General features: G+C 75.2%; 24 protein-coding genes and 1 tRNA gene. 5 read left to right on the top strand and 20 right to left on the bottom strand.

What is annotated here, in order from left to right; translation table 11 throughout:
• Positions 1-9: 9 nt before the first annotated feature.
• Together ABRQ22_RS06075 and ABRQ22_RS06070 are read right to left on the bottom strand one after the other, a co-directional pair.
• On the bottom strand, positions 10-1,290 hold the full coding sequence (locus tag ABRQ22_RS06075) for an MFS transporter (RefSeq protein WP_353708900.1): 1,281 nt from the start codon (positions 1,288-1,290) through the stop codon (positions 10-12).
• Positions 1,287-2,240, bottom strand: coding sequence for a LysR family transcriptional regulator (locus tag ABRQ22_RS06070; RefSeq protein ID WP_253050417.1), 954 nt, complete (start codon positions 2,238-2,240; stop codon positions 1,287-1,289). Before ABRQ22_RS06070 ends, ABRQ22_RS06075 begins: the two co-directional genes overlap by 4 nt.
• A 163-nt stretch (positions 2,241-2,403) precedes the next feature.
• Here ABRQ22_RS06070 and ABRQ22_RS06065 point away from each other — a divergent pair, with 163 nt between their 5' ends.
• The 3 genes from ABRQ22_RS06065 to ABRQ22_RS06055 all read left to right on the top strand — a co-directional run bounded on the left by ABRQ22_RS06065 (position 2,404) and on the right by ABRQ22_RS06055 (position 4,775).
• Positions 2,404-3,264 carry an aldo/keto reductase gene (locus tag ABRQ22_RS06065; RefSeq protein WP_353708899.1) on the top strand — a complete coding sequence of 287 codons (861 nt, stop codon included), beginning with the start codon at positions 2,404-2,406 and terminating at the stop codon, positions 3,262-3,264.
• A 36-nt stretch (positions 3,265-3,300) separates the two neighbouring features.
• Entirely contained in the window at positions 3,301-4,233 is a 933-nt protein-coding gene (locus ABRQ22_RS06060) for an aldo/keto reductase (RefSeq protein ID WP_353708898.1), read from the top strand.
• Between the two features lie 92 nt (positions 4,234-4,325).
• On the top strand, positions 4,326-4,775 hold the full coding sequence (locus ABRQ22_RS06055; RefSeq protein WP_353708897.1) for a hypothetical protein: 450 nt from the start codon (positions 4,326-4,328) through the stop codon (positions 4,773-4,775).
• A gap of 81 nt (positions 4,776-4,856) precedes the next feature.
• Here ABRQ22_RS06055 and ABRQ22_RS06050 read toward each other — a convergent pair whose 3' ends face one another.
• Positions 4,857-5,702 (bottom strand): aldo/keto reductase, encoded by an 846-nt coding sequence (locus tag ABRQ22_RS06050; RefSeq protein WP_353708896.1) that lies wholly within the window; start codon positions 5,700-5,702, stop codon positions 4,857-4,859.
• A 171-nt stretch (positions 5,703-5,873) separates the two neighbouring features.
• Between ABRQ22_RS06050 and ABRQ22_RS06045 the strand changes: the two genes are divergently transcribed.
• Positions 5,874-6,842, top strand: a complete 969-nt coding sequence (locus ABRQ22_RS06045) for an SH3 domain-containing protein (protein WP_353708895.1) — start codon at positions 5,874-5,876, stop codon at positions 6,840-6,842.
• 15 nt (positions 6,843-6,857) lie between these two features.
• On the opposite strand, the gene ABRQ22_RS06040 is transcribed toward ABRQ22_RS06045, so the two are convergent.
• From ABRQ22_RS06040 to ABRQ22_RS05980, 13 genes are all read right to left on the bottom strand, one after another.
• Complete coding sequence (locus ABRQ22_RS06040) at positions 6,858-8,216, bottom strand: hypothetical protein (protein ID WP_353708894.1); 1,359 nt, start codon at positions 8,214-8,216, stop codon at positions 6,858-6,860.
• A gap of 182 nt (positions 8,217-8,398) precedes the next feature.
• Positions 8,399-8,471: transfer RNA gene (locus tag ABRQ22_RS06035), tRNA-Ala, on the bottom strand.
• A gap of 79 nt (positions 8,472-8,550) precedes the next feature.
• A complete protein-coding gene (locus tag ABRQ22_RS06030) occupies positions 8,551-9,231 on the bottom strand; it encodes a histidine phosphatase family protein (protein WP_353708893.1) in 681 nt (226 codons plus the stop codon).
• On the bottom strand, positions 9,228-9,674 hold the full coding sequence (gene rsfS / locus ABRQ22_RS06025; protein ID WP_253050432.1) for a ribosome silencing factor: 447 nt from the start codon (positions 9,672-9,674) through the stop codon (positions 9,228-9,230). The genes ABRQ22_RS06030 and rsfS overlap by 4 nt, the downstream gene beginning before the upstream one ends.
• A gap of 25 nt (positions 9,675-9,699) precedes the next feature.
• Entirely contained in the window at positions 9,700-10,800 is a 1,101-nt protein-coding gene (locus tag ABRQ22_RS06020; RefSeq protein ID WP_353708892.1) for a hypothetical protein, read from the bottom strand.
• On the bottom strand, positions 10,793-11,398 hold the full coding sequence (nadD, locus tag ABRQ22_RS06015; RefSeq protein ID WP_253050436.1) for a nicotinate-nucleotide adenylyltransferase: 606 nt from the start codon (positions 11,396-11,398) through the stop codon (positions 10,793-10,795). The genes ABRQ22_RS06020 and nadD overlap by 8 nt, the downstream gene beginning before the upstream one ends.
• A 43-nt stretch (positions 11,399-11,441) precedes the next feature.
• On the bottom strand, positions 11,442-11,597 hold the full coding sequence (locus ABRQ22_RS06010) for a hypothetical protein (RefSeq protein ID WP_021483496.1): 156 nt from the start codon (positions 11,595-11,597) through the stop codon (positions 11,442-11,444).
• A gap of 191 nt (positions 11,598-11,788) precedes the next feature.
• Positions 11,789-13,135, bottom strand: coding sequence for a glutamate-5-semialdehyde dehydrogenase (locus tag ABRQ22_RS06005; protein ID WP_353708891.1), 1,347 nt, complete (start codon positions 13,133-13,135; stop codon positions 11,789-11,791).
• A 53-nt stretch (positions 13,136-13,188) separates the two neighbouring features.
• Positions 13,189-14,316 carry a glutamate 5-kinase gene (gene proB, locus ABRQ22_RS06000; protein ID WP_353709509.1) on the bottom strand — a complete coding sequence of 376 codons (1,128 nt, stop codon included), beginning with the start codon at positions 14,314-14,316 and terminating at the stop codon, positions 13,189-13,191.
• A gap of 147 nt (positions 14,317-14,463) precedes the next feature.
• Complete coding sequence (obgE, locus tag ABRQ22_RS05995) at positions 14,464-15,984, bottom strand: GTPase ObgE (RefSeq protein ID WP_253050440.1); 1,521 nt, start codon at positions 15,982-15,984, stop codon at positions 14,464-14,466.
• A gap of 93 nt (positions 15,985-16,077) precedes the next feature.
• Positions 16,078-16,335 (bottom strand): 50S ribosomal protein L27, encoded by a 258-nt coding sequence (gene rpmA / locus ABRQ22_RS05990; protein ID WP_047234735.1) that lies wholly within the window; start codon positions 16,333-16,335, stop codon positions 16,078-16,080.
• Positions 16,336-16,421: 86 nt separating this feature from the next.
• Positions 16,422-16,742 (bottom strand): 50S ribosomal protein L21, encoded by a 321-nt coding sequence (gene rplU / locus ABRQ22_RS05985; protein ID WP_047234734.1) that lies wholly within the window; start codon positions 16,740-16,742, stop codon positions 16,422-16,424.
• 226 nt (positions 16,743-16,968) lie between these two features.
• Positions 16,969-17,175 carry a dodecin family protein gene (locus tag ABRQ22_RS05980; protein WP_205206126.1) on the bottom strand — a complete coding sequence of 69 codons (207 nt, stop codon included), beginning with the start codon at positions 17,173-17,175 and terminating at the stop codon, positions 16,969-16,971.
• Between the two features lie 175 nt (positions 17,176-17,350).
• On the opposite strand from ABRQ22_RS05980, the gene ABRQ22_RS05975 reads away from it, so the two are divergent.
• Positions 17,351-17,971 (top strand): protein-L-isoaspartate O-methyltransferase, encoded by a 621-nt coding sequence (locus ABRQ22_RS05975; RefSeq protein WP_253050442.1) that lies wholly within the window; start codon positions 17,351-17,353, stop codon positions 17,969-17,971.
• Here ABRQ22_RS05975 and ABRQ22_RS05970 read toward each other — a convergent pair.
• From ABRQ22_RS05970 to ABRQ22_RS05955, 4 genes are read right to left on the bottom strand one after another with little or no spacing between them, the layout of a single operon-like run.
• The gene (locus ABRQ22_RS05970) at positions 17,932-18,600 is read right to left on the bottom strand and encodes a thymidine kinase (RefSeq protein ID WP_253050444.1); all 669 of its coding nucleotides are present in this window, start codon (positions 18,598-18,600) and stop codon (positions 17,932-17,934) included. The genes ABRQ22_RS05975 and ABRQ22_RS05970 overlap by 40 nt on opposite strands.
• 56 nt (positions 18,601-18,656) lie before the next feature.
• A complete protein-coding gene (locus tag ABRQ22_RS05965; RefSeq protein WP_253050446.1) occupies positions 18,657-20,144 on the bottom strand; it encodes a 5'-nucleotidase in 1,488 nt (495 codons plus the stop codon).
• Between the two features lie 51 nt (positions 20,145-20,195).
• Entirely contained in the window at positions 20,196-20,807 is a 612-nt protein-coding gene (locus tag ABRQ22_RS05960; protein WP_353708890.1) for a GNAT family protein, read from the bottom strand.
• Complete coding sequence (locus ABRQ22_RS05955) at positions 20,804-24,295, bottom strand: Rne/Rng family ribonuclease (RefSeq protein ID WP_353708889.1); 3,492 nt, start codon at positions 24,293-24,295, stop codon at positions 20,804-20,806. Before ABRQ22_RS05955 ends, ABRQ22_RS05960 begins: the two co-directional genes overlap by 4 nt.
• Between the last annotated feature and the right edge of the window lie 417 nt (positions 24,296-24,712).

Genomic DNA, 24,712 nt, shown 5'->3' with positions numbered 1-24,712 from the left:
CCCGCCACGCTAGGGCGCGTCGGACGACGCGCGCACCGCCTTTTGCCCGGCGTGCGGTCGCACGAGGTTCGCGAGCGGCGAGTAGCGCGGCACCCAGCGCGCGAGGGCTGCCGCGGACCCCGCGCCGAGGAGCGACGTCGCCCAGACGCCGGCCGCGAGCGACCCCAGCGCGGCCCCCGCCGAGAGCACGAGGGGGCCCAGCGCGTCGCCGGTGTCCTGGAAGAGCCGCCACACGCTGAGGAAGGTCGGGCGCACGTCCGCGGGGGCGACGTCGGCCCCGAGCGTCATGACGATGCCCGACCCCATCCCGTTGCCCACCCCGAGCACGGCCGCGACGACGGTCACCGCGCCCACCGTGTGGGCGAGGGGCAGGAGCGCGAGGCCGACGGCCATGGTGAGCATCGACGGCACGGCGACCCACAGGCGCCCGAAGCGGTCCATGACCTTGCCCGCCGGGTAGAACAGCAGCATGTCGAGCGCGCCGGAGACGCCGAAGACCAACGACGTCACCTCCGCGTCCAGCCCGAGGTGCTCGCCCCAGAGCGGGATGACGGTCTGGCGCGCCCCGCGGACCGCGCTCACGAGGAGGATCGCGACGCCGAGCGTCGCGAAGAGGCGCCGGTGCTCACGAGCGACGGCGGCGATCGTGACGCGTGGGCCGCTCGACGCACGGCTCGCCCGGGACCTGGCCCGATCGTCGCGCTCGCTCCCGTCCGGGCGCACGACGGCGAGCACCGCCACCGCGGCGAGCGCCGCCCCGGCCCCGAGCCAGTACGCGCCCCGCACGTCCGTCGCCGCGATGACCGCAGCACCGGCGAACGGGCCGAGGAACAGTCCGATGCGGTGCACTCCCGCCAGCGTGGACAGGACGCGCGCCCGCCGCAGCGGCGGGGTGATCTCCGTGAGGTACGCCTGCCGCGCGAGGTTGAAGACGGCCGTCGACGCCCCGAGCGCGAGGACGCCCAGGGCGAGGCCCCACAGGCTCGGCGTGACCGCGACCGCCGTGAACGCCGCCGCGGCGACGCCGCCCGCGAGGAGCATCGCCGCGCGGTCGCCGAGCCGCTGGGCGAGCGCCCCGGCCGGGAGGTCGAACACGATCTTGCCGATCGGGACGAGCGCGGCGATCAGCCCCGCGACCGTGAGGCTCGCGCCGCGACCGGTCGCGGTGACCGCGACCACGGGCAGCATCGCGCCGACGCCGATCTCGAGCACGAGGGTCGGGACGAACGCGCCGAGGACGACGCTGCGGAGCGGGAAGAGCGGCGCGTCGGTGCCCGCCGGGGCGGTCACCGCACCTCCGCCGCGGCCTCGACGCCCACCGGCTCGTCGTCGGGCCGCGTCACCTCCGCCCCGCGGCACGCGGGAGCGTCGGCGAGGAGCTCGAGGAGCTGGGGCGCGGCGGAGGCCGTGCTGTCCCAGCGTCCGGTCACCACGGAGACGACCCAGCTCGGCGCGCCGCCCTCCGGCAGCGGGATCGTCACGAGGCGCTCGGCCTGCGGCTTCGCGGCCACGTGGCGGGGCACGAGGGCGATGCCGAGACCGCGGTCGACGAGCTCGAGGAGCGTGTGCACGTCGTTGACCGAGCACCGCACGCGCCGGTGGACGCCGTGCGCCGCGCACGTGGCGTCGTTGACGGGACGCGCACCCCACGACGGGTCGAAGTCGACGAACTCCTGGCCGGAGAGGTCGGCCCAGTCGACCCTGCCCCGCGCGGCGAACGGGTGCTCCGGGGCGCACACGAGCACGAGCGGCTCGCTGCCCAGAACGGTCTGCGACAACGACCCTAGGTGCTCGGTGGTCGCGACGAACGCGACGTCGAGGTCGCCCTCGCGCACGCGTGCGAGGAGGTCGTGCGAGCCGGCCTGCGCGAAGTGGATCTCCACCTGGGGGTAGCGGCGGTGGAAGCGCTCGAGCAGCGTGGTGACGTCGAGGACGCCGAGGCACTGCTCCGAGCCGACCCGCAGCGAGCCGGACAGGGCGCGCGTCGCGCGGACGACCGCGTCGCGCCCGGCGGCCGCCTGCGCGAGCATGGAGCGTGCGTGGGGCAGCAGCGCCAGGCCCGCCTCGGTGGGCTCGACGCGGCGGGTCGTGCGCGTGAACAGGCTCGCGCCGAGCTCCTCCTCGAGGCTCCGGACCGCGGCGGACAGGCCCGACTGCGAGACCCCGACGAGCTGGGCGGCCCGGGTGAACTGGCGCTCGTCCGCGAGCGCGACGAGGTACTCCATCTGACGAAGATCCATTGACCACTCGCACTTCTCTATATGACAACTACTAGTTGTTGGACTTCTAGGTTATCGCTTCCTAGGCTCGAGCAGTGCCGGGTCGGTCGTCTCGTCCCGCCCGGCGCCCGCCTCGCCGGCGGGCGACGTCCCTTCTACCCCTGACCCCGTGAGGAAGTCCCCCATGCAGCAGCGCAGTCTCGGATCCCGGACGGTCTCCGCGATCGGCCTCGGCGGCATGCCGATGTCGATCGAGGGTCGCCCGGACGAGGCCCGGTCCGTCGCGACGATCCACGCCGCGCTCGACGCGGGCGTCACGCTGATCGACACGGCCGACGCCTACCACCTGCACGCCGACGAGGTCGGGCACAACGAGGAGCTCATCGCGCGCGCCCTGCGCTCCTACGGCGCCGACACGTCCGGCGTCCTCGTCGCGACCAAGGGCGGTCACCTGCGCCCCGGCGACGGCACCTGGACCCGCGACGGCGACCCGGCCTACCTCAAGCGGGCCGCGAAGGAGTCCGCCCGCCGGCTCGGCGTCGACGTGATCGGCCTCTACCAGTTCCACCGGCCCGACCCGGCCGTCCCGTACGCCGACTCGGTCGGTGCGCTCGTCGAGCTGCTCGACGAGGGCGTGATCGAGCAGGCGGGGATCTCCAACGCCGACGTCGCGCAGATCGACCTCGCGCACGAGCTCCTCGGCGGTCGCCTCGCGTCGGTGCAGAACCAGTTCTCACCCCGCTTCCGGTCCAGCCAGGGCGAGCTCGAGCACTGCGCGGCGCTCGGCGTCGCGTTCCTGCCCTGGAGCCCGCTGGGCGGCATCACGAACGCCGCCGAGCTCGGCGCGCGCCACGCCGTCTTCCAGGAGGTCGCCGACGCGCACGGCGTGAGCGTCTACCGGGTGACGCTCGCGTGGGAGCTCGCGCTCGCGCCCGTCGTGATCCCCATCCCGGGCGCCTCGCGGCCCGCGTCGATCCTCGACTCGGCGGGCGCCGCCGACGTCGTCCTCACCCCGGAGGAGGTCGCGCGGCTGTCCGCCGCGTGACGTCCACCGCGTCCCCACCAGCGAAGGAGCTCAGCGGTGAAGACCTTCACCCTCCCCGGCACCGACCTCGTCGTCCCGGACGTCGTGCTCGGCCTCATGCGCATCCAGGACAAGACCGACGACGAGGTCCGCACGCTCGTGCGCACGGCCCGGGACGCCGGGATCACCTTCCTCGACCACGCCGACGTCTACGGCACCGACCTGCACGGCTGCGAGCGCCGGTTCGCCGAGGCGCTCGCCCTCTCCCCCGCCGAGCGCGCGGAGTGGGTCATCCAGTCCAAGGCCGGGATCGTGCGCGAGGGCCCGTACTTCGACTTCTCCTACGAGCACCTCGTCGCGTCCGTCGAGGGCTCGCTCGACGCGCTGCGCACGGACTACCTCGACATCCTCCTGCTGCACCGGCCCGATGCCCTCGTCGAGCCCGAGGAGGTCGCGCGCGCGTTCGCCGACCTGCACGCCGCGGGCAAGGTGCGCGCGTTCGGGGTCTCGAACCACACGCCGGGGCAGATCGAGCTGCTGCGCCGGTACGTCGAGCAGCCGATCGTCGCGAACCAGCTCCAGCTCTCGATCACGCACGCGCCGATCGTCGCGCAGGGCGTCGCGGCGAACATGCAGGGACTCGACCAGTCGATCAGCCGCGACAGCGGGATCCTCGACTACTGCCGCCTGCACGACATCACCGTCCAGGCGTGGTCGCCGTTCCAGGCGGGGTTCTTCACCGGCGTCTTCCTCGGCTCGGAGAAGTACCCCGAGCTCAACGCCGTGATCGACCGGCTCGCCGCGCAGTACGACGTGCCGCCCATCGCGATCGCGACCGCCTGGATCACGCGGCACCCGGCACGGATGCAGGTCGTGCTCGGGACCACGAACCCGGAGCGCGTCGCAGGCGCGGCCCTCGGCTCCGACGTGCCGCTCACGCGCGCCGAGTGGTACGAGCTGTTCCGCGCCGCGGGCTACACCGTCCCCTGACGGACGCTCCGCGCGGGGCGTCCCGGACGCCCGTGCCGAAGGTCACGCACGGGCCGTCCGGGCCGCCCCGCGGGGCGGTCTAGGCTCGTGCCGTGGCAACCTTCTCGGCAGTGACCCGGCAGCACATCCTCCAGGCGATCGCGGACTGGGACGACCGGGGTCGGGACGCGTTCCTCGGGGTCTACGGCTTCACCGCCAGCCCCGGGACGCCTCTCCTGCACGAGGACCGGGCGTACGACGCCCAGGCGATCCTCGGCGTCGCGCACCGCTACGCGACCGGGCGCGTAGCGACGGCCGAGGAGTTCCGCAACAGCCCCGTCGGCGTCGCCGACCTGCTCCGCAAGCGCGGGTTCGACGTGCCCGGCGCCGCCCCTGCGGCGCCGGCGCCCGCGCGTCGGACCGCGGCGAGGGGCGCCACCACGCCTCGCGCCCCCCGGCGCACCACGACGCCGCGCGCGTCCGAGCCCGAGAAGCCGCCGGCCGTGTGCCCCACGTGCTTCACGGTCCTGCCCGCGACGGGCATCTGCGACGACTGCGGCTGACCCGGGTCCCCCGACGCAGGACGAAGGGGCGCCGTCCGACCGGACGGCGCCCCTTCGTCGCGGGTCCGCGGCGGGACCGGGTCAGTTGACCTCGGACGGGTGGGCGCTCACGCGGCCCGAGCCGTCACCGGTGTCGAGGGCGTCGATCGCGGCGACCTCGTCGGCCGTGAGCTCGAAGCCGAAGAGGTCGAAGTTCTCCGCCATGCGCTCCTTGCGCGACGACTTGGGGAACACGATGAAGCCGCGCTGCAGGTGCCAGCGCAGGACAGCCTGCGCGGGCGTCACGCCGTGGGCGGTCGCGGCGTCGACGACGGCCTGCCGCTCGAACAGCGGGTACTTGCCCTGGCCGAGCGGGCCCCACGCCTCGACCTTGGTGCCGTGCGCGTCGGCCCACGCGAGCACGTCGCGCTGCTGGTACGCCGGGTGCAGCTCGATCTGGTCGACGGCGGGGACGACGCCCGTGTCCGCGACGATCCGGTCGAGGTGCTCCGGCAGGTGGTTCGAGACGCCGATCGAGCGCGCCAGGCCGGCGTCGCGGATCTCGACGAGCTTGGCCCACGCGTTCGTGTACTCGTCCTGCGCGGGCGCCGGCCAGTGCGTGAGGTAGAGGTCGACGAACTCGAGGCCGAGCTTGTCGAGGCTCTCGCGGATCGCGTCGTGCGGCTGCTCGCCGGACTGGCGGTCGTTCCAGAGCTTCGTCGTGACGAAGAGCTCGTCGCGCGGGACGCCGCTCTTCGCGATCGCGGCGCCGACGCCCTCCTCGTTGCGGTAGATCGCCGCGGTGTCGATGTGGCGGTAGCCGATCTCGAGGGCCTCGCTCACGGCCTTCTCGGCCTCGTCCGGCGGCACGAGGAAGACGCCGAAGCCGAGCTGGGGGATGGTGTGCCCGGAGTTGAGCGTCACGGTCGGGACAGTGGGAGCGGTCATGCCCTCCAGCCTAGGAACGGGGCGTGCAGCCGTCCAACGACCGCGGGTCGTGCGACTCAGCGCTCCCGCTCATGAGTCCCTGACCTGCTGCGCGAGATCCGGGCTGGACTTTGTAGATCACGGTTTGGTTACATGGGCGCGGTCCTGACCACGAACGAACCGGAGCGCACCATGTCCCGAGGCCGCCACAGCGCAGCCCCCGCAGCTCCCGCACGCTCGTTCCGGCTCCCGGCGCTGCCCGCCCTCCCGGCACTCCCGGCGCGCGCCCTCAAGCTCCCGGCGCTGGCGCTCGTCGGGCTGCTCGGCGCGGGCGTCGTCGGTGCAGGGCCGCAGCCCGCCGAGGGCAACCCCGACCTCGCGCCGCTGAGCGTCGAGCCGGCCAGCGGATCGACCGTCGAGCGCGGGACCGGCGCCGCCAGCCGCTCGTCCGAGCGCACGGCTCCCCCGGCGGCAGCCCAGGAGGCCCCGCTCGTCGAGACCTCGGCGACGATCACCGTGGTCCCCGCCGCCGAGGTCGCCCCGGTCGTCCCCGTCGCCACCGGCCAGCTCTGGACCACCGACGCCGTCAACGTCCGCACCGGGCCGTCTGCCGACGCCGGGCGCGTCGCGACCGCCGCGTTCGGCACCGCCGTCGACGTCACCGGCACGACCGAGGGCGAGTGGAGCCAGGTCGTCTGGGACGGCGCCGCGGCCTGGATCAAGTCCAGCTTCCTCGCGGACTCCCAGCCGGAGGCGCCGGCGGCGACCGCCGCGAGCGGCGGGTCGGGCGCGAGCGGCATCTCCGACGCCGCCTGCTCGGTGAGCTCCGGGATCGAGTCCTCGCTCCGGTCCAACGCCCGTGCGGTCTACCGGGCGGTGTGCGCGATCTTCCCGCAGGTGACGTCCTACGGCGGGATCCGCCCGGGCGACAGCGGCGACCACGGCACCGGCCGCGCCCTCGACATCATGATCACGGGCGAGACGGGCTGGGAGATCGCGCGCTACCTCCAGGCCAACGCCGGCGCCCTCGGGATCACCTACCTCATCTACCAGCAGCAGATCTGGATGGCCGGAGACCCCGCGAGCGCGTGGTCCGGCATGGAGGACCGCGGCGGCACGACCGCGAACCACTTCGACCACGTGCACGTCAGCACGTCGTAGGCCACGACCGCACGGTCACGGCACGACGTTGGAGAACAGCCTCCTGCCCAGGGCGTCCACGTCCGACCCGTCACGGGTCAGCCCCACGTAGCCGCCGCGCTCGACGACGAAGACGTCGGACGGGACCGCGGCCGTCAGGCGCGACACCCAGGAACGCTCGTGGTGAGAGACGACCACCTGGACGCCGTCGGCGACCAGCCGCAGCACCACGTCGACGAGCCCGGGGTGCGCGGGCAGCGGAGCAAGGCCGTCCTCGTCGTCGTACCCGGCGTCCTCCGGGCCGGACCCGCCCGAGAGCTTGAGCGACCGCAGGTGCGGCACGTGCGTGAGGAACGCGCCGTCGGCGCCGTCGAGGCTCAGTGACAGCCGCTCGACGGCGGTGTGCCGCAGTGCGGTGAGGTCGGCACCCCGGGTCGTGCCGAGCAGGTGCAGCTCGGTGAGCGCGGGCAGCTGGGACAGCGCCTCGACGCCCGTGAGGTCGGGGCTGCCAGGGCCACCGGTGACGTTCACGTCCAGCCGCTGGAGATCGGTGCACTCCGCCAGGGGCGCGAGGTCCGCGCGCTCGGTGAGGACCATGCGGAGGCCCGTGAGTCCCTGCACCGCGCCGATGCCCTCGACGGACGGGCACGCACCGAGCTGGAGCACGGCACCCCCGGGGCGGAACATCGTCGCGGCGAACTCCCGCCGGTCGAACCTCCCCCACGCGCGGTGCAGCTCCGCGAGCTCGACGTCGGGGTAGCCGTCGCGCGCGTACCCGGCGAGCACGTCGAGCGCCGCGGGGGTCCCGATGCTTCCCAGCGCCCGGAGGGCCACCCGCCGCTCGGCCGCCCGCTGCCCCGGGCGTGCCGCGAACCACCGGGGGTCCGCGCCGGGACGAGCCGCGAGCCACGACGCCACCTGCGCCACCTTCTCGGGGAGCGCCGGGACGTCGCTCCTTGCGGTCGCGAGCGGCACGTCAGGAGCCTCAGCCGACGCGGGAGCCGCCGGCACGGACCCCAGCGCCGCCGCGTGCTTCGCGGCCGCCCGGCGGATCGTCGCGATCTTCGGAGCGCCCCGCAGTGCGGTCTCGGCGGGGAGCCGGTCGAGGACGGTCACGTCCGCCCGGGCCGCGAGCGCGAGGAGCGCCCAGAGCGTCCGTGCGTCGAGCGCCTCCGCGAGGCTCGACGCGTCGAGACCGGCAACCGCCCTGAGTCCCGGGTCCTCGAACACCCGCAACGCCGCACGCTCCAGCGCGGGGTCACTCGGGAGGCGCACGGCCCCTTTGATGGCGTTCGGCTGATTCGAGTAGCGGTCGAACCGGGTCAGCACCTGCTCGGCGCGTGGTGCGCCGATCGCGTCCGCCAGCACGGCGAAGACGCCTGTCGAACCCGGCATGCGAGCCTCCGCTTCCCGTGGGGACCATCCAGCCGCCGGACGGCAGGACGGGCGGGGCGGACCCTACCGGTCGGGCCTCATGCCGCCGAGGCGCGCCGAACAGGAGAGCGAGAGCGACGACCCGACGCAGCGCAGAAACACGAAAGCGGGGCGCCGAAGAACGACGCCCCGCTTCGATCCGGTGGAGCTGAGGGGACTCGAACCCCTGACCCCCTGCATGCCATGCAGGTGCGCTACCAGCTGCGCCACAGCCCCGTGGATCTGCGAAGATCCTGGTCAAACACTGGATGAACACTCCCCCGGCCGGTTTCCCGTCCTGCGGAGCGTCGCTAGTCTACGCAGAAACCGGCTCCAGATTCCAATCCGGTCCCGCGTTCCACTCGTCGAGCGGGAACCCGGCGCCGACGTTGTGCGCCACGAGCCGCCACGCGGGCGTCGCGGCGCGCGCGGAGCGGTGCAGGTGGGACCAGTGGACGTTGTGCAGGCCGGAGATCCCGCGCCAGCCCTCGGGGTCCAGCCCGAGCAGCGCGGTGACGGCGAGCGTGATGGCGGCGCCGTGGGACACGACGACGAGCGTGTCGTCGTGCTCCAGCTCCTCGACGTGCTCGGTGACGGCCTCCACGAGGCGCGCGGCCACGGCGGCCTTGGTCTCGGCGCCCGCGCGCGTGGGCTCCTCGCCCCGGCGCCACGCCGCGTACTCCTCCGGCCACCGCTCGGCGATCTCCGGGCCGGTCAGGCCCTCCCACTCCCCGAAGCCGCGCTCGCGCAGCCGAGGGTCGAGCAGGACGTCCGCGCCGATCGCGCCCGCGTACGCGCGCGCGGTGTCGGTGGCGCGCACGAGGTCCGACGCCACGACGCGCGTGGCGCGGTGCGCGCTCGCGAGCGCCTTCGCGCCGTGCTCGGCCTGCCACTGCCCGACGCCGTCGAGCGGGATGTCGACCTGGCCCTGCAGGCGCATCCCGGCGTTGTACGCCGTCCGGCCGTGGCGCAGGAGGACGAGCGTGCCGGCGCTCACGCCAGGGGCTCCCCCGAGAGGCGGATGGCGCCGTCGCTGCGGGTCGTGTCGTCGGCGTCGTCGGCCGTGCCGTCGCCGCCGCGCGCGTCCTCGGGGAGCTCGACGACGGGGCAGTCCTTCCACAGCCGCTCGAGCGCGTAGTAGACGCGGTCCTCGGAGTGCTGCACGTGCACGACGACGTCGCCGAAGTCGATGAGGACCCAGCGGGCCTCCTGCTTGCCCTCGCGGCGGATCGGCTTGGAACCCGCCTTGAACATCGCCTCCTCGACCGCGTCGACGATCGCGGAGACCTGGCGCTCGCTCGACCCGGACGCGATGAGGAACACGTCCGTGAGGACGAGCTGCTCGCTCACGTCGAGGGCGATGATCTCCTCGGCCTTGCGGTCGGACGCCGCCCGCGCCGCGATGACGGCGAGCTCTACGGCTCGTTCGGTGGCAGTCACGTGTCTCCGTTCGTGGTGCGGCCGCTCAGCGGCCGGTGTCGAGGGTGCCGGGGTCGTCCCACGACACGGCGGTCGCCGAGGCGCTCGTGTCCTCGGTGGCGAGACCGGGGTCGTCGCGCGAGACGAGCGTCCACACGAGCAGGCCGAGGACGAACGCCACGGCGACGAGGATGAGGTAGTGCAGCCACGTGTACGAGGGGCCGCGCGGCTCGTCGTCGAGGTCGTCGTCCGCCTCGCCGTCGAGCTCGTCGGCACGGCCGCGCACACGGGGGAAGAGGTCGTCGGACGAGCCGCCGACGGCGCGTGCCGCGGCCGCCGTCTCGCGCACGCCGCCGAAGGGAGGCGCGGGCTCGCGGCCCGCGCTCGCCGGCTCGGGCGCCGACCCGGACGTGATCGCCGACCACGGGAGCGCGGCTCCCGGGGCCTCGGCGGGCGCGGCCGCGGCGGGCGGAGCCGCCGGCCGCGCGGCGGCCGGCGTGCGCTCGGGCGCGGGCGCCGCGGTCGCACCCCACGGCGACGGAGCGGGCGCGGGAGACGGCGTGGCGGGGGGCGCGGCAGGTGCTGCCGCGGGAGCCGAGAAGGCCGACAGCCGCTGCGGCTGGGCCGGCGGCGCCTCGGGCGCTCCGACCCGGCCGACCGGCGCGGACCCGAAGCCACCCGCGGGAGCGGACGGCGTCGGGGGTCGGACGGGGCCGGTGGCGCCCGGCGCGGCGGGCCGCGACGGGCCCGCGGGCGGGCGGGAGCTCGTGCGCGTCGGCACCACGGGCGTCGGGACCGGCGGACGGATCGCGACCCGCTCCGCGGTCTCCTGCACCGGGGTGAGGCGACCCGTCTCGTCGAGGCCCCGCATGCCACCCGAGGCGGCCGGAGGACGGACGACGGACGGCTGCGACGGGAAGTCCGTCGGACCGGTGGTCTCGCGCAGGGTACGGCGCGACGGCGGCGGGGTCGCCGGGGCGGCGGGCCGCGCGGGAGCAGGCTGCTGCCACCCGCCGGCGCCGGGCGCCGGGGCGGGTGGAGGCGTGCCGGGCTGCGCGGACCGCTCAGCCGCGGCGGCCTGCTCGCGCTCGCGCATCTCGCGCCGCGTCAGCGGGCGGACGGGCTGCATGTTGCCGTTGTCACTCATCGTGCTGACCTCGATACAAACCGTGCTTGGCGATGTACTGGACCACGCCGTCCGGAACCAGGTACCACACCGGCTGGCCCGCCTCCGCACGCCGACGGCAGTCCGTCGACGAGATGGCGAGGGCCGGGACCTCGAGCGTGGTGACCACGCCCGGCGGCAGACCCTCGACGCTCAGGCTGTGGCCCGGGCGGGAGACAGCCACGAAGTGTGCCATCTTCCACAGCTCGTCGGCATCCTTCCAGGTCAGGATCTGCTCGATCGCGTCCGCACCCGTGATGAAGAACAGCTCCGCGTCCGGACGCGCGGCCCGCAGGTCGCGCAGCGTGTCGACCGTGTAGGTCAGTCCCGGCCGGTCGACGTCGACCCGGCTCACCGTGAAGCGCGGGTTCGAGGCGGTCGCGATGACCGTCATGAGGTACCGGTGCTCGGCCGGGCTGACGCTCTGGTGCTGCTTGAACGACGGCTTTCCCGTGGGGACGAACACGACCTCGTCGAGGTCGAACCGCGCCGCGGCCTCGCTCGCCGCGACGAGGTGGCCGTGGTGGATGGGGTCGAACGTGCCACCCATCACCCCCAGGCGGGGACGGCGCGGGCTCATCGGGACGTCATCGGTCGCGGGCGCTTCCGTCGTTCGCTACCGGTCAGTGCCGCGTGCCGACGCTGCGGAACGCGTAGGTCACGAGCAGCAGGGCCACGAGCCCGCCGAACCCGAGCAGCCCGTAGGCGAGCGGCGGGATGGGCAGGTGCGACGCGGCCTCGGCGCCTTCCTCGGCGGCCAGCACGACGGCAGAGATCACGACGTCCTCCTCGAAGGTCGTCCCCGGGGCGGACGGTGTCGTGCCGCGGTCCGGGGTGGTGCGGTGGAACGGTTCGCCTGCCGGGACCGGCCCGACGGCGGACCGGACGGGCTCCGGTCGCCGACCAGTCTCTCACGACCGCTCGGCGGCCCGGTCCGGCAGGTATCAGGTACGTGCCGACGAACCGCTCGTCACGGACGGACGTGACCGTCGCCGTGCACGACCCACTTCGTCGTCGTGAGCTCGGCCAGGCCCATGGGGCCGCGCGCGTGGAGCTTCTGCGTCGAGATGCCGATCTCCGCGCCGAGGCCGAACTGCCCGCCGTCGGTGAACCGGGTCGAGGCGTTGATCATGATGGCGGCGGAGTCGAGCTCGGCGACGAAGCGCTCGGACGCCGCGAGGTCGCGCGTGACGATCGCCTCGGTGTGCCCGGACGTCCACGTGCGGACGTGCTCGATCGCGGCGTCGAGGTCGTCGACCACGCGCACGGCGATCTCGGGCGCGAGGTACTCGGTCGCCCAGTCCTCGTCCGTCGCCGCGAGCACCTCCGTGCCCTCGGGCGCGAGGCCGGCCGTGCGGTCGTCGCCGTGCACGACGACGCCCGCCTCGGTGAGCGCGGCGAGCGCGGCGGGGAGGAACTCGGGTGCGGCGTCCGCGTGGACGAGGAGCGTCTCCGCGGCGTTGCACACGCCCACGCGCTGCGTCTTGGCGTTGAGCAGGATCTCGAGCGCCATGGCGCGGTCGGCGCTCGCGTCGACGTACACGTGGACGTTGCCGACGCCCGTCTCGATGACGGGCACGGTCGACTCGCGCACGACGGTGCGGATGAGGTCCGCCCCGCCACGCGGCACCAGCACGTCGACGAGCCCGCGCGCGTGCATGAGCGCGACGGCGCCCGGACGCCCGTGGCGGTCGATCGACTGCACGAGGTCGCCGGGCAGCCCCTGCGCCTCGAGCGCGCGGGCGAGGACGCCCACGATGACCTCGTTGGAGCTCGCAGCCGCGGACCCGCCGCGCAGGATCACGGCGTTGCCGCTCTTCAGCGCGAGTCCCGCGGCGTCGACCGTGACGTTGGGCCGCGCCTCGTAGATCATGCCGACGACGCCCATGGGCACGCGCAGCTGGCGCAGACGCAGGCCGTTCGGCAACGTCGAGCCGCGCACGACCTCGCCCACCGGGTCGGGCAGGCCCGCGAGCGCCCGCAGCGCGTCGGCGATCGCGGCGATGCGCGGGCCGTCGAGCGCGAGCCGGTCGAGCAGGCCCTCGCTCATCCCGTTCGCGCGCTCGCGCGCGAGGTCGACGGCGTTCGCGGCCACGATCTCGTCCGTCGCCGCGACGAGCGCGTCGGCGAGCGCGAGGAGAGCCGCGTCCTTGGTCGCGCGCGTGGCGGTCGCCAGCGTGCGCGAGGCGACCTTCGCGCGGCGCGCGACGTCCTCGACGGCGGTCGCGACGTCGGTCGCGGGGCCGGCTGCGGCGGGACCGGCGGGCTGGGGCTCGGTGGCGCCCGCGACGACGGGCGCGTCCTCGGTGGTGGTCATGGACCGAGCCTACGTCGGCCGGGCTCACCCCGGGGGCGCCGTCCGACGGCCGGTCAGCGGGGCCGCTTGCGCACCAGGACGAGGTCGTCGCGGTGCACGACCTCCCGGTCGTAGCCCTCGCCCAGCTCCGCCCGCAGCTCGCCCGTCGACCGGCCGAGGAGGTCCGGGATGTCACGGGACTCGAACGCGACGAGCCCGCGGGCGACCACGCGCCCGTCCGGCGTCACCAGCTCGACCGGGTCCCCTGCGTCGAACTCCCCCTCGACGGCCGTGATCCCCGCGGGCAGGAGCGACGCGCGCCCGCCCTGCACGGCCTTCACCGCGCCGTCGTCGAGCACCAGGCGGCCGCGCGTGCGCGCGGCGTGCGCGAGCCAGAGGCGACGGCGGGTCGTCCGCTTGCCGGTCGCCGCGAACCATGTCCCGACGGGGTCGCCCGCGAGCGCGGCGGCGGCGTTCTGCGCCTGGGTCAGCACGACGGGGATGCCCGTCCCGGTCGCGATGGAGACGGACTCGAGCTTGGTGAGCATGCCGCCCGTCCCGACCGCGCTCCCCCGGCCCGTGACCTCGACGCCCTCGATGTCGGCCGCGGAGCGCACCTCGGCGATGCGGCGCGTGCCGGCGCGCGACGGCGGGCCGTCGTAGAGGCCGTCGACGTCGGTGAGCAGGACCATCGCGTCGGCACGCACGAGGTGGGAGACGAGCGCGGCGAGGCGGTCGTTGTCGCCGAACCGGATCTCGTCGGTCGCGACGGCGTCGTTCTCGTTGACGATCGGCACGACGCCGAGGTCGAGCAGACGTTCGAGCGAGCGCTGGGCGTTGCGGTAGTGCCCGCGGCGGACGGTGTCCTCGGCGGTGAGCAGCACCTGGCCGACGCGCAGCCCGTGCCCGGCGAACGCCTCCGTGTAGCGGGCGACGAGCATGCCCTGGCCGACCGAGGCGGTCGCCTGCGCCGTCGCCAGGTCGCGCGGTCGGCTCGCGAGCCCCAGGGGCCCGATGCCGGCGGCGATCGCACCGGACGTGACGAGCACGACCTGGCCGCCCGCGGCGCGTCGCGCCGCGAGGACGTCGACGAGAGCCCGCAGCGCCGTGAGGTCGAGGTGACCGTCCGCGCCCGTGAGCGAGGACGAGCCGATCTTCACCACCACGCGGCGGGCGGAGGCGATCTCGGAGCGGGAGGACAGCGCGTTCACGCGTCCATCATCGCCGCCGGACGGTCGCGGGCGCGCACGATTTCACGGACCAGGACGCCCCGGACCGGTTGTGGGCATGGAAGGGGCCCGGTCCCGAGAAGGAGACCAGGCCCATTCCATGCCCACAGCGGGCCCGCGTCAGTCGGCGTCGGGGTCCGTCCAGGTGCCGGCCTCGCGCTCGGTCCACAGCTCGCGACGTGCCTCGGCCTTGGCGTCCATGCGCTCGTGGTGCTCGCGACGCTTCTCCGAGCGCGTGGGGCGCAGGCGCTCCTCGAGGCGGTTGTCCGAGCCGCGCGGGCCGCCGAGCAGCTCCGAGCCGGTCATGAGCGTCGGCTCCCAGTCGAAGACGACGGCGTTGGCGTCGGTGCCGATGCGCACCTCGTCGCCCCCGACGGCCCCGGCCGCGAAGAGCTTCTCCTCCACGCCCAGGCGGGCGAGGCGGTCGGCGAGGTAGCCGACGGCCTCGTCGTTGCTGAAGTCCGTCTGGCGCACCCAGCGCTCGGGCTTGGCGCCGCGCACCTCGAACCAGTAGTCCGTGGCCCCGCCCTTGCGCGTGACGGTGAACCCGGCCTCGTCGACGGCCCGGGGCCGCAGCACGACGCGCGTCGGCTCGGGCGCAGGCGCCTCGGCCCGGGCCTTCTCGACGAGCTCGGCGAGCGCGTACGTCAGCGGGCGCAGGCCCTCGTGGCTGGCCGTCGAGATCTCGAACACGCGCAGGCCGCGCGCCTCGAGGTCGGGCTTGACGAGGTCGGCGAGCTCGCGCGCCTCGGGGACGTCGATCTTGTTGAGGACGACGAGCCGCGGGCGCTCGGTGAGCGGCACGCGGCCGCCCTCGATGTCGAGGTCCTGGGCGTAGGCGGCGAGCTCCGCCTCGATGACGTCGAGGTCGCTGATCGGGTCGCGACCGGGCTCGAGCGTCGCGCAGTCCAGGACGTGCACGATCACGGCGGTGCGCTCGATGTGGCGCAGGAACTCCAGCCCGAGCCCCTTGCCCTCGCTCGCGCCCGGGATGAGGCCCGGGACGTCCGCGACGGTGAAGCGTGCCGAGCCCGCCTGCACGACGCCGAGGTTCGGCACGAGCGTCGTGAACGGGTAGTCGGCGATCTTGGGCCGCGCGGCCGAGATCGCGGCGACGAGCGAGGACTTGCCCGCGCTCGGGTACCCGACGAGTGCGACGTCGGCGATCGTCTTGAGCTCGAGGACGACGTCCCGCTCCTCGCCCGGCTCACCCAGCAGGGCGAAGCCCGGCGCCTTGCGGCGCGGGGACGACAGCGCGGCGTTGCCGAGCCCGCCGCGACCGCCCTCGGCGACGACGTACTCCGCGCCGTCGCCCACGAGGTCGGCCAGCACGGTCCCGTCCGCCGCCTTGACGACGGTCCCGTCCGGCACGCGCAGGACGAGGTCCTCGCCGTTCGCCCCGTCGCGGTCGTCACCCATCCCCTGGGTGCCCGACGTCGCGTGCCGGTGCGGCGAGTGGTGGTACTCCAGCAGCGTGGTGGTCTGCGCGTCGACGACGAGACGCACGGTCCCGCCGTCCCCGCCGTTGCCGCCGTCGGGGCCCGCGAGCGGCTTGAACTTCTCGCGACGGACCGAGGCGCACCCGTTCCCGCCGTTGCCGCCGGAGACGTGCAGGACGACACGGTCGACGAAGCTGGCCATGGAACGATCCTCTCAGAGGTGGGAGTGCGAGAAACAGCAGGAGGGGCGCACCGCGTCGGTGCGCCCCTCCTGCTCGAAGCCTGTGGCTGTCGCTCAGCCCTCGACGGCGACGATGTCGATGACCTTGCGGCCACGACGCGTGCCGAACTGGACCGCACCGGCGGCCAGGGCGAACAGCGTGTCGTCCTTGCCGCGCCCGACGTTCTCACCGGGGTGGAAGTGCGTGCCGCGCTGGCGAACGATGATCTCGCCCGACTTGACGACCTGACCGCCGAAGCGCTTCACGCCGAGGCGCTGGGCGTTCGAGTCGCGACCGTTGCGCGAGGAGCTCGCGCCCTTCTTGTGTGCCATGACGAACCTGCTTTCGTGCTGGTTGCTGAGGGAGGGTGCCGGTCGGCGCGGGGCGGCCCGTGGCCGCTACCTCGCGCCGGGCGAGGTCACTTGATGCCGGTGACCTTGAGGCGGGTCAGCTGCTGGCGGTGACCCTGACGACGGCGGTAACCGGTCTTGTTCTTGTACCGCAGGATCGTGATCTTCGGACCCTTCTCGTCCCGCACGACCTCGGCGGTGACCTTGACCTTCGCGAGCTTCGCCGCGTCGGTGGTCACCTTCTCCCCGTCCACCAGCAGGAGAGCGGGCAGCTCGAGGGACTCACCGACCTTGGCGGACACCCGGTCCACCACGACGATGTCGCCGACGGAAACCTTCTCCTGCCGGCCACCGGCCTTGACGATCGCGTACACCACGTTGCTGCTCATCTCTCCTAGTCTTGGCGTGCTCGTCACGGCGAGTTCGTCTTGGAGACTCCGACCACGCCGCGGCGTGCGAGTGCGAGTCGTCCGTGGGCACACGGGACCGGCGCGCCTGGGCGCGCCGACGTTCAAGAGTACGGAAATCGGCTGGGCAGGTCAAATGGCGCGGGCGGTGCCCGCCCGCTCTCGTCCGCGCGGCGGCCCGTGTCCCGCGGCGTGCCGGACTCCGTTCCTACTCGAGGACGAACGTGACCTCGAGGACGACCTGCCAGGTCGTGATGCGCCCGTCGACGATGTCGACCTTCTGCTCCTTGACCCACGCGCCCGAGACGTTGCGCAGCGTGCTCGCCGCGCGCTCGACGCCGATCCTCACGGCGTCCTCGAAGCTCGTGTCCGACCGCGCGCTGATGTGCGTGATCCGTGCCACCGTGCCGCTCATGCCGGGCTCCCCCGTCCGGGGCGGGCGCACCGACGCGCCCGCGCACCCGTCGAGCATCCCGCCGCCCGCGGTCCCTCGCCACCGGGGCCGGGCCCGACTCCCTCGACGTCGCGGCCGCCGCGACGGAGGGCGGGCCGCGCGCGGCCGTGCGTACGCTGGCGGCGGAGGTGGTCGCATGCGCCCGGTACGCCCGCACGACGGGGTCGACGGTCGCGGGCACGACGCCGTCGCCGCCGCGATGCGCGCCGTCGACCGCCGCGCGTTCCTCCCTCGCGCGCAACGGCGCTGGGCGGGCCAGGACCGCCCGCTCGCGATCGGGCACGGCCAGACGAACTCGCAGCCGTCGACCGTCGCGGCGATGCTGCGGCTGCTGGACGTCGGCCCCGGGGCCCGGGTGCTCGACGTCGGGGCCGGCTCGGGATGGACGACGGCGCTGCTCGCCGTGCTCGTCGGCCCGGAGGGACACGTGCTGGGCGTCGAGCGCGACCCCGACCTCGCCGCGTGGGGGGCGACGAACCTCGCGACCCGCCGCGCCCCGTGGGCGCGCATCGTCACGGCGTCGCGCGGAGCGCTCGGCACGCCGGGCGAGCGGTACGACCGGATCCTCGTCTCCGCCGCGGCCGACGCGCTCCCCCAGGCCCTCGTGGAGCAGCTCGCGCCGGGCGGCCGGATGGTCGTCCCGGTCCGGCACACGATGGTGCTCGTCGAGGCCGAGCCGAGCGAGCCCGGTGGCGTCCGGCTCAGCGAGCACGGCTCCTACTCGTTCGTCCCGCTCGTCGAGGAGCCGCCCGCCTGAGCCCGCCACGGGGCCGCCGGCAGGTGCGCCCGGCAGCGCGCCTCGTAGCTCTCGGCCCCGCCGACGTGGGCGGCGACGGGGACCAGCGGGTCGCGAGGCCTGCCGCCCTCCGCCGTCGTCTCCGGCACCACCCGCACGTGGAACGCCGCGTCCTCACCGCACACCGCGCACACCGCGGTGAGCTTGTCGACGCGCTCGGCGAGCGCGGCGAGCGTGGGCAGCGGCTCGAACGGGCGTGCGTCGAACGTCACGTCGAGACCGGCGACGACGACCACGAGCCCGTCGTCCGCGAGGCGCTGCACGACGTCGACCAGGTCGGGCCCGAAGAAGTGGGCCTCGTCGACCGCGACGAGGTCGAGCGGTCCGCCGTCACGCACCAGGCGCGCGAGGTCGGCCGCGTCGTGGGCGGTCCGCGACGGGATCGCCAGACCGGAGTGCGAGCTCACCGTGCCCGTCCCGCGCCGGGTGTCGAGGACATGACCGACGACCTCGACCCGTCGCCCCGCGACCTCGGCGCGGCGGACCCGACGGAGCAGCTCCTCGGTCTTGCCCGCGAACATCGGGCCGCACACCACCTCGACCCGCCCGCCCGCGCGGGAGGCGTCCGGGACTCGCGCGGCGCCGCTCATGCGAGCAGTGAACCATCCCGGCACCGGCACCGCGCGACGCGGGACCGGCGCCCGGGTCAGTGGTGCCGGGCCGATCCGTTCGACGACGGACGCACGGGGAGCGGCTTGGGCTCCCCCGCCGGGCCGAGCACCGACACGCGGTCGGGCGCGCCCGCGCGACCGGCGTCGCGACGGCTGAGCAGCGTGGTCCCCGTGGACCCCGGGTCCTCGGCCCCGGACGGGCGGCCTGTGGCCTCCGGGCTCGCCGTCGGAGGCGCGGCCGCCCCGCCGTCCGCCGGGGCGGCCGGAGCCGTCGGGGCGGGGGCCGGGTCGCGTCGCTCGGCCTCGCGCGCCGGCTCCGCGACCGGCGCGACGGTGGCCCCGGCGGCGATTCCGACGAGGCCCGCCCCACCGATGCCCGGGACCGACCGCACGAGCGGGAGCTCGCGCGTACCCGTGCCCGCCGGTCGGGTCGGCTCCTCGGCGCGCTCCCGCGCCGGCTCGTCCTCGGCGTCGTGCTCGGCCGCCGGTGCAGCGGGGGCCGGCGGCGTCGCGGCCTCGCGGCGCGTCGGGGCAGGAGGCACGGCGTCCGCCGGAAGGGTCCGCCGATCGTCGACCGCCGGGTCTGCCGGCAGGATCCCCCGGTTGAGCTCGCCGTACGGCACGTGCACCGACGGGGCGACCCGGCGGGTGGCCTCGACGACGGCGCGCTGGTCGTCGAAGAAGATGTGCGGGCGCAGCACCTCGAGGACGCCGTCCTTGTCCACGCCGCCGAGGAAGAACGCGTCGTCGACGGTCACGCCCCACGACGACAGAGTCGCGACCGCGCGCTCGTGGGCCGGGGCCGAGCGCGCCGTGACGAGGGAGACGTGCACGCGCGGCCGGTACGACGCGTCGGCCGCGTGCCGCTCCCGCTCGACGACCTGCACCCGGTGGATGCCCACGAGGAGCTCGCGCAGCGGGCCGCGCCCGAGCGGGACGTCGGCGTTGAGCTCCTCGTGCTCGCGGAACGACGCGAGGCCGCCGTCCTGGAACCGGCGCTCCGACGAGTCGTCCGCGAGGACGCCGTCGAAGTCGAACGCGATGCGCAGCTCGTCGCCCGCCTCGTCCGCGAACGTCGGGTCCAGCACGTACCCGGCCGGCAGGCCGAGGTCGACCGCGTCGCGCACGGACCGCTCGTCGGCCGAGAGGAACAGGTCCACGTGCAGCGGACGGATGAACTCGTGCGGGCTGCGGCCCTGGCGGAACACGGCCCGCGTGATGTCGAGCTCGTGGTGCCGGATCGAGCGCATGACGCGCAGGCCCGTCTCCGGCGAGTTGCGCGACATGACGATGACCTCGACGAGCGGGTCGTCGGCCGACGGCGCCAGGTCGTTCAGCGCGAGCAGGCGGCGCACGAACCCGAAGGCGACGCCCGGGGCCAGCGCGTCGTCGCGGTGACGCTCCTGGAAGTCGCGGTACGCCGCCTCCCCCTGCGTGCGGAACACGCGGTCGGACTCGGTGAGGTCGAACAGTGCGGAGGAGGCGACGCCGACGACGAGGCGGCCCGAGAGGTCGTAACCCATGGCGGCATGATGCCAGGTGCGGGTGACGCGGACGAAGACGACCCGGAACGGTCAGGCCCGCGCGGCCCACTCCCGGCGCAGGACGCCCAGGACGACCGCGTCGTACCGGGCGCCGTCGACGACGCGGGCGTCGCAGAACCGGCCCTCCTCCACGAGGCCGAGCGCTCGACCGGCGCCCAGCATCGCGGCGTTCCCGGACCACGTCGCGAGGTCGAGCCGGACCCAGTCGGTCACCGAGAAGAGGTACGTGATCCACGCGCCGAGCGCGTCGCGACCGAGTCCGCGCCCGCGCACCGCGGGGTCGTACAGGCCGATCCCCACGCGCGCCCACTGCGTCTCCGCGGACTCCCAGTACCAGGAGCACGTCCCGACGAGCCGGTCCTCCTCGTCGGCGACGACGACGCGCCGGGGCGGGAGCCCGTCGTCGTCCAGCCCGCCCGGGCGGGCGGCCTGCGCGGCGGCGGCGCGCGCGAGGCGTGCGACCGCCGCGTCGGACGCGGCGTCGTCGGGCACCGGGTAGTACGGGCCGTCCCACCGGTGCCACTCGTGCACCGGGCGCAGCCACTCGCGGTACGCGGCGAGGTCGTCCGCGCGCCACCCGCGCAGGCGGGCGCGCGCCCCGGCGGCGTACAGCGGCACGCCGCCGGGCGCTGTGCCCGTCACTCCTCGCCGGGCTCCGCGTGCGCCTCGTCGCCCGGGACCGGCGCGGAGTCCGCGCCGTCGTGCTCGTGCTCGTGGGCGTGCGCCGCCGCCGCCGCGATCGTGGCGAGCGTGGCCTTCACGGCCGCGCGGGCCTCGGACGTCACCTCCGGCAGGACCGGTACCGCCGGCTGCGGGAGCGTGATCGGGACGTCCTTGGCCGCCGCGGCACCCGAGCCCGAGCCGCGCTTGCGGCGAGACCGCGAGCGGCCGGCCTCGGCCGGCTCCTCGGCGGCAGCCGGGGTGGCGGCGCCACCGCCGTGGTCGTGCCCCCCGCGGCCGTTGCCGCCGGACTTCTCGATCGGGTCGGTGTGCACGATGAACCCGCGCCCGTGGCAGTGCTCGCACGTCTCGCTGAACGCCTCGACCAGGCCCTGGCCGACGCGCTTGCGCGTCATCTGCACGAGCCCGAGCGACGTGACCTCGGCGACCTGGTGCTTGGTGCGGTCGCGGCCCAGGCACTCGACGAGACGACGCAGCACGAGATCGCGGTTCGACTCGAGCACCATGTCGATGAAGTCGATGACGATGATGCCGCCGATGTCGCGCAGCCGGAGCTGGCGCACGATCTCCTCGGCCGCCTCCAGGTTGTTGCGCGTCACCGTCTCCTCGAGCGTGCCCCCCGAGCCGGTGAACTTGCCCGTGTTGACGTCGACGACGGTCATCGCCTCGGTGCGGTCGATGACGAGCGAGCCGCCGGAGGGCAGCCAGACCTTGCGGTCCATGCCCTTGGCGAGCTGCTCGTCGACCCGGTGGACCGTGAAGACGTCCTGCGTGCCCGTCCACTTCGAGACGCGCTCGCGCAGGTCGGGGGCGAGCTCCTCGACGTACGAGGAGATCTCGCTCCACGCCCCGTCGCCCTCGACGACGAGCGAGCTGAAGTCGTCGTTGAAGATGTCGCGGACCACGCGGATCGCGAGGTCGGGCTCGCCCTGGAGCAGGGCGGGGGCCGACGCCGTCTTCGACTTCTTCTCGATGGCCTCCCACTGGCCGCGCAGGCGCTCGACGTCGGCGCGCAGCTCCTCCTCGCTCGCCCCCTCGGCCGCGGTGCGCACGATGACGCCCGCGCCGTCGGGCACGACCTCCTTGAGGATCTTCTTCAGGCGGTTGCGCTCGGTGTCCGGGAGCTTGCGGCTGATGCCCGTCATGCCGCCGCCCGGGACGAACACGAGGTAGCGGCCCGCGAGCGTGATCTGCGACGTGAGACGCGCGCCCTTGTGCCCGATCGGGTCCTTGGTCACCTGCACGAGCACGGAGTCGCCCGACTTGAGCGCCTGCTCGATGCGTCGCGGCTGGCCCTCGAGCCCTGCCGCGTCCCAGTTGACCTCGCCCGCGTACAGCACCGCGTTGCGGCCCTTGCCGACGTCGATGAACGCGGCCTCCATGCTGGGCAGCACGTTCTGGACGCGGCCCAGATAGACGTTGCCCGCCATGGACGCCTGCGACTGCTGGGAGACGTAGTGCTCGACGAGCACGCCGTCCTCGAGCACGGCGATCTGCGTGCGGCCCGCGCGCTCGCGCACGACCATCGACCGCTCGACCGACTCGCGGCGCGCGAGGAACTCCGCCTCGGTGATGATCTGGCGGCGGCGACCGGCGTCGCGGCCCTCGCGGCGCCGCTGGCGCTTCGCCTCGAGGCGGGTCGAGCCCTTGAGCGCCGTGACCTCGTCGGCCAGGCTGCGCTCGCGCGGCCGCGAACGCGTCGAGGAGCTCTCGCCGCTCTCGCCCCGCCCACCGCGGCGGCGGCGACGCCGACGGCGGCTGCTGCCCGCCTCGTCCTCGCCGGGCTCGGCGTCGGCAGCGTCGTGCTCGGGCTCGTCGGCGTCGGCGGCCGCGCCGGAGTCGACCGGCTCGTCGCCCTCGGCGGGGGTCTCGTCGTTCTCGTCCTGGTCGCGACCGGTGTCCGGGCGACCGCGGCGACCGCGGCCACCGCGGCGACGGCGGCGCCGGGGACCGGACTCCGCGTCGTCGGACGCGGCCTGGTCCTCGGTGCCGTCGGGCGCGCCCTCGTCCAGGTCGGCGAAGTCCTCCGGGCCGAACGCGTCGTCGGGGAGCTCGATCCCCTCGGCGACCAGCTCCGACTCGATGGCCTCGATCTCCTCGACGGCGGCGGCGTCCTCGCCCGTGAGGGCGATCTCGACCGTCACGTCCTCCGTGCGCTCGGACGCCACCGGAGCCGCCGCGGGCTCCCTCCGCTCGCGCGGTCCGGCCGCGGCGGGGGGCTCCTCGGCCACGGGGGTCGGCTCGACGTGGCGCGGCGGACCGGCCGGGCTCTGGGCCCGGCGAGGACGCCGCGGCGCGGCCGCGGGGTCGGGCGCCTGGAAGAGCAGGGCGGTCGTCGCGAGGCGCGGCGTGCTCGTGCCGGCGCCGGTGGCGGCGGGCGAGACGGGCGCCTCGGGCGCGGCCGTGGGTGCCGGCGTGGCGGTCGACGTCGGCGCGGCCGTCTCCTGCGGCGCGGGCGCGGCCTCGGCGGGGGCGGCCTTCGAGGTGGCGCGGCGCGAGCGGCGTGCGGGCTTCTTCGGCGCCTCCTCGGAGGTCGGCGCGTCCGGCTCGACGGGCGGCGCGGAGGCCTCGGCCGCGGGTGCGTCGGCGTCGGACGTCGCGGCCGGAGCCGCGTCAGCGACCGTCGCGGTCGGGGCCTTCGTGGTCGGGGTCTTCGTGGTCGGGGCGCCGGCCGCGGAGGTCGCGCGGCGCGAGCGGCGCGCGGGCTTCTTCTCCGCGGGAGCCTCGGACGCGTCCGGCGCGGGCTCGGTCGGACCGGCGGGCTCCACCGCGGAGGCCTCGGGCGCGACGTCGTCCGCGGCCGTCGTGCGCGTCGTCCGGGTGCGCTTGCCCTTGCGGGGCGCGTCGGGGGCGCCGAGCAGCGCGTCCGCGTCCGGGCCGGTGGTCGCGGGTGCCGGCTCCGCGGCGGGCGGGGCGCTCAGCCCGAACTCGGAGAGCACGTCGAGCGGGACGTCGGCCGGGGCGGAGGCAGCCTTCTTGGCGCCGCCCTGGGCGCGGCGCGCGGTGCGCGCGCGTCCCTTCGGCGCGCTCGCCTCCGGTGCCGCCTCGGCGCCGGACGCCTCGACGGCGACCACGGGGGCGCCTGCCACCGCCGCGTCCGTGGCGGTCGTCGCGGGGGCCTCGGCCGCGTCCGGGGCGGGCTCGACAGGCGCGGACGTCGTGCGGGTCGCGCGGCGCGAACGGCGCGCGGGCTTCTTCTCGGCCGTGTCGGGAGCCGGGGCCACGTCGGCCGCGGGAGCCACGTCGGCGGGAGCCGCGGGGGCGTCGGTGGGGGCGGTCGCGCCCCCGTCCGGCACGGCCGGCGTCTGGGGCGGGGCGGCGCTGCGCGTCGCGCGGCGGCGGGCGGGCTTGCGCCCGGTGGTGGTCGGGCTCTCGGCCCGGTCCTGGGTCGCGGCGGCGTCCGCCGTCGACTCTGAGGGGGTGCTGTCGGAGGTGCTGTCGAGCGTCACGCGTCGTGCTCCTGCTGCCACAGGGACCGCCCCGCACCGTGCGGCCCTTCGGGGCGGTCGGTCGTCGCTCGTGACGAGCGCACCGGAGCGCGTCGTCCGGCGACGGAAGTCGTCGGCCACGGCCGCGGTCCGCGTGCGCGGCGCGGGCGCCTGCCACCGGGCCCTTCGCCCCGGTCGGCGCTCCGACTGCCGCGGTCCGCTGGTGCCGCGATCTCGTGCTCGTCGGGAGGGCGATGCGGAGCCCACCCGGCTCCGCCCAGTATCGCACAGGGGCGCGAACGAACCCCGGCGACACGCACCGCGCCCCGGGCCCCGGGTCCCGCCGGACCGGGACCATGGTCCCGCGTGCTTGTGAACATAGTCACAAGCGCCGTGTTTTCAGCACTTGCCGTCATCTCCCGCCCTGCCGATGGGGCA

Origin of the sequence: Cellulosimicrobium sp. ES-005 (assembly GCF_040448685.1) — a bacterium.
Taxonomy (GTDB): Bacteria; Actinomycetota; Actinomycetes; order Actinomycetales; family Cellulomonadaceae; genus Cellulosimicrobium; species Cellulosimicrobium cellulans_G.
The sequence above is the reverse complement of the archived record's forward strand: the minus strand, read 5'-3'. Positions and strand labels throughout refer to the sequence as shown.

Bases quoted from the DNA above. Each gene is read 5' to 3' on its own strand.
- ABRQ22_RS06070 (WP_253050417.1), bottom strand. From the start codon at position 2,240: ATGGATCTTCGTCAGATGGAGTACCTCGTCGCGCTCGCGGACGAGCGC.
- ABRQ22_RS06065 (WP_353708899.1), top strand. From the start codon at position 2,404: ATGCAGCAGCGCAGTCTCGGATCCCGGACGGTCTCCGCGATCGGCCTC.
- ABRQ22_RS06050 (WP_353708896.1), bottom strand. From the start codon at position 5,702: ATGACCGCTCCCACTGTCCCGACCGTGACGCTCAACTCCGGGCACACC.
- ABRQ22_RS06045 (WP_353708895.1), top strand. From the start codon at position 5,874: ATGTCCCGAGGCCGCCACAGCGCAGCCCCCGCAGCTCCCGCACGCTCG.
- ABRQ22_RS06040 (WP_353708894.1), bottom strand. From the start codon at position 8,216: ATGCCGGGTTCGACAGGCGTCTTCGCCGTGCTGGCGGACGCGATCGGC.
- ABRQ22_RS06020 (WP_353708892.1), bottom strand. From the start codon at position 10,800: ATGAGTGACAACGGCAACATGCAGCCCGTCCGCCCGCTGACGCGGCGC.
- nadD (WP_253050436.1), bottom strand. From the start codon at position 11,398: ATGAGCCCGCGCCGTCCCCGCCTGGGGGTGATGGGTGGCACGTTCGAC.
- ABRQ22_RS06005 (WP_353708891.1), bottom strand. From the start codon at position 13,135: ATGACCACCACCGAGGACGCGCCCGTCGTCGCGGGCGCCACCGAGCCC.
- obgE (WP_253050440.1), bottom strand. From the start codon at position 15,984: ATGGCCAGCTTCGTCGACCGTGTCGTCCTGCACGTCTCCGGCGGCAAC.
- rpmA (WP_047234735.1), bottom strand. From the start codon at position 16,335: ATGGCACACAAGAAGGGCGCGAGCTCCTCGCGCAACGGTCGCGACTCG.
- rplU (WP_047234734.1), bottom strand. From the start codon at position 16,742: ATGAGCAGCAACGTGGTGTACGCGATCGTCAAGGCCGGTGGCCGGCAG.
- ABRQ22_RS05980 (WP_205206126.1), bottom strand. From the start codon at position 17,175: ATGAGCGGCACGGTGGCACGGATCACGCACATCAGCGCGCGGTCGGAC.
- ABRQ22_RS05975 (WP_253050442.1), top strand. From the start codon at position 17,351: ATGCGCCCGGTACGCCCGCACGACGGGGTCGACGGTCGCGGGCACGAC.
- ABRQ22_RS05970 (WP_253050444.1), bottom strand. From the start codon at position 18,600: ATGAGCGGCGCCGCGCGAGTCCCGGACGCCTCCCGCGCGGGCGGGCGG.
- ABRQ22_RS05965 (WP_253050446.1), bottom strand. From the start codon at position 20,144: ATGGGTTACGACCTCTCGGGCCGCCTCGTCGTCGGCGTCGCCTCCTCC.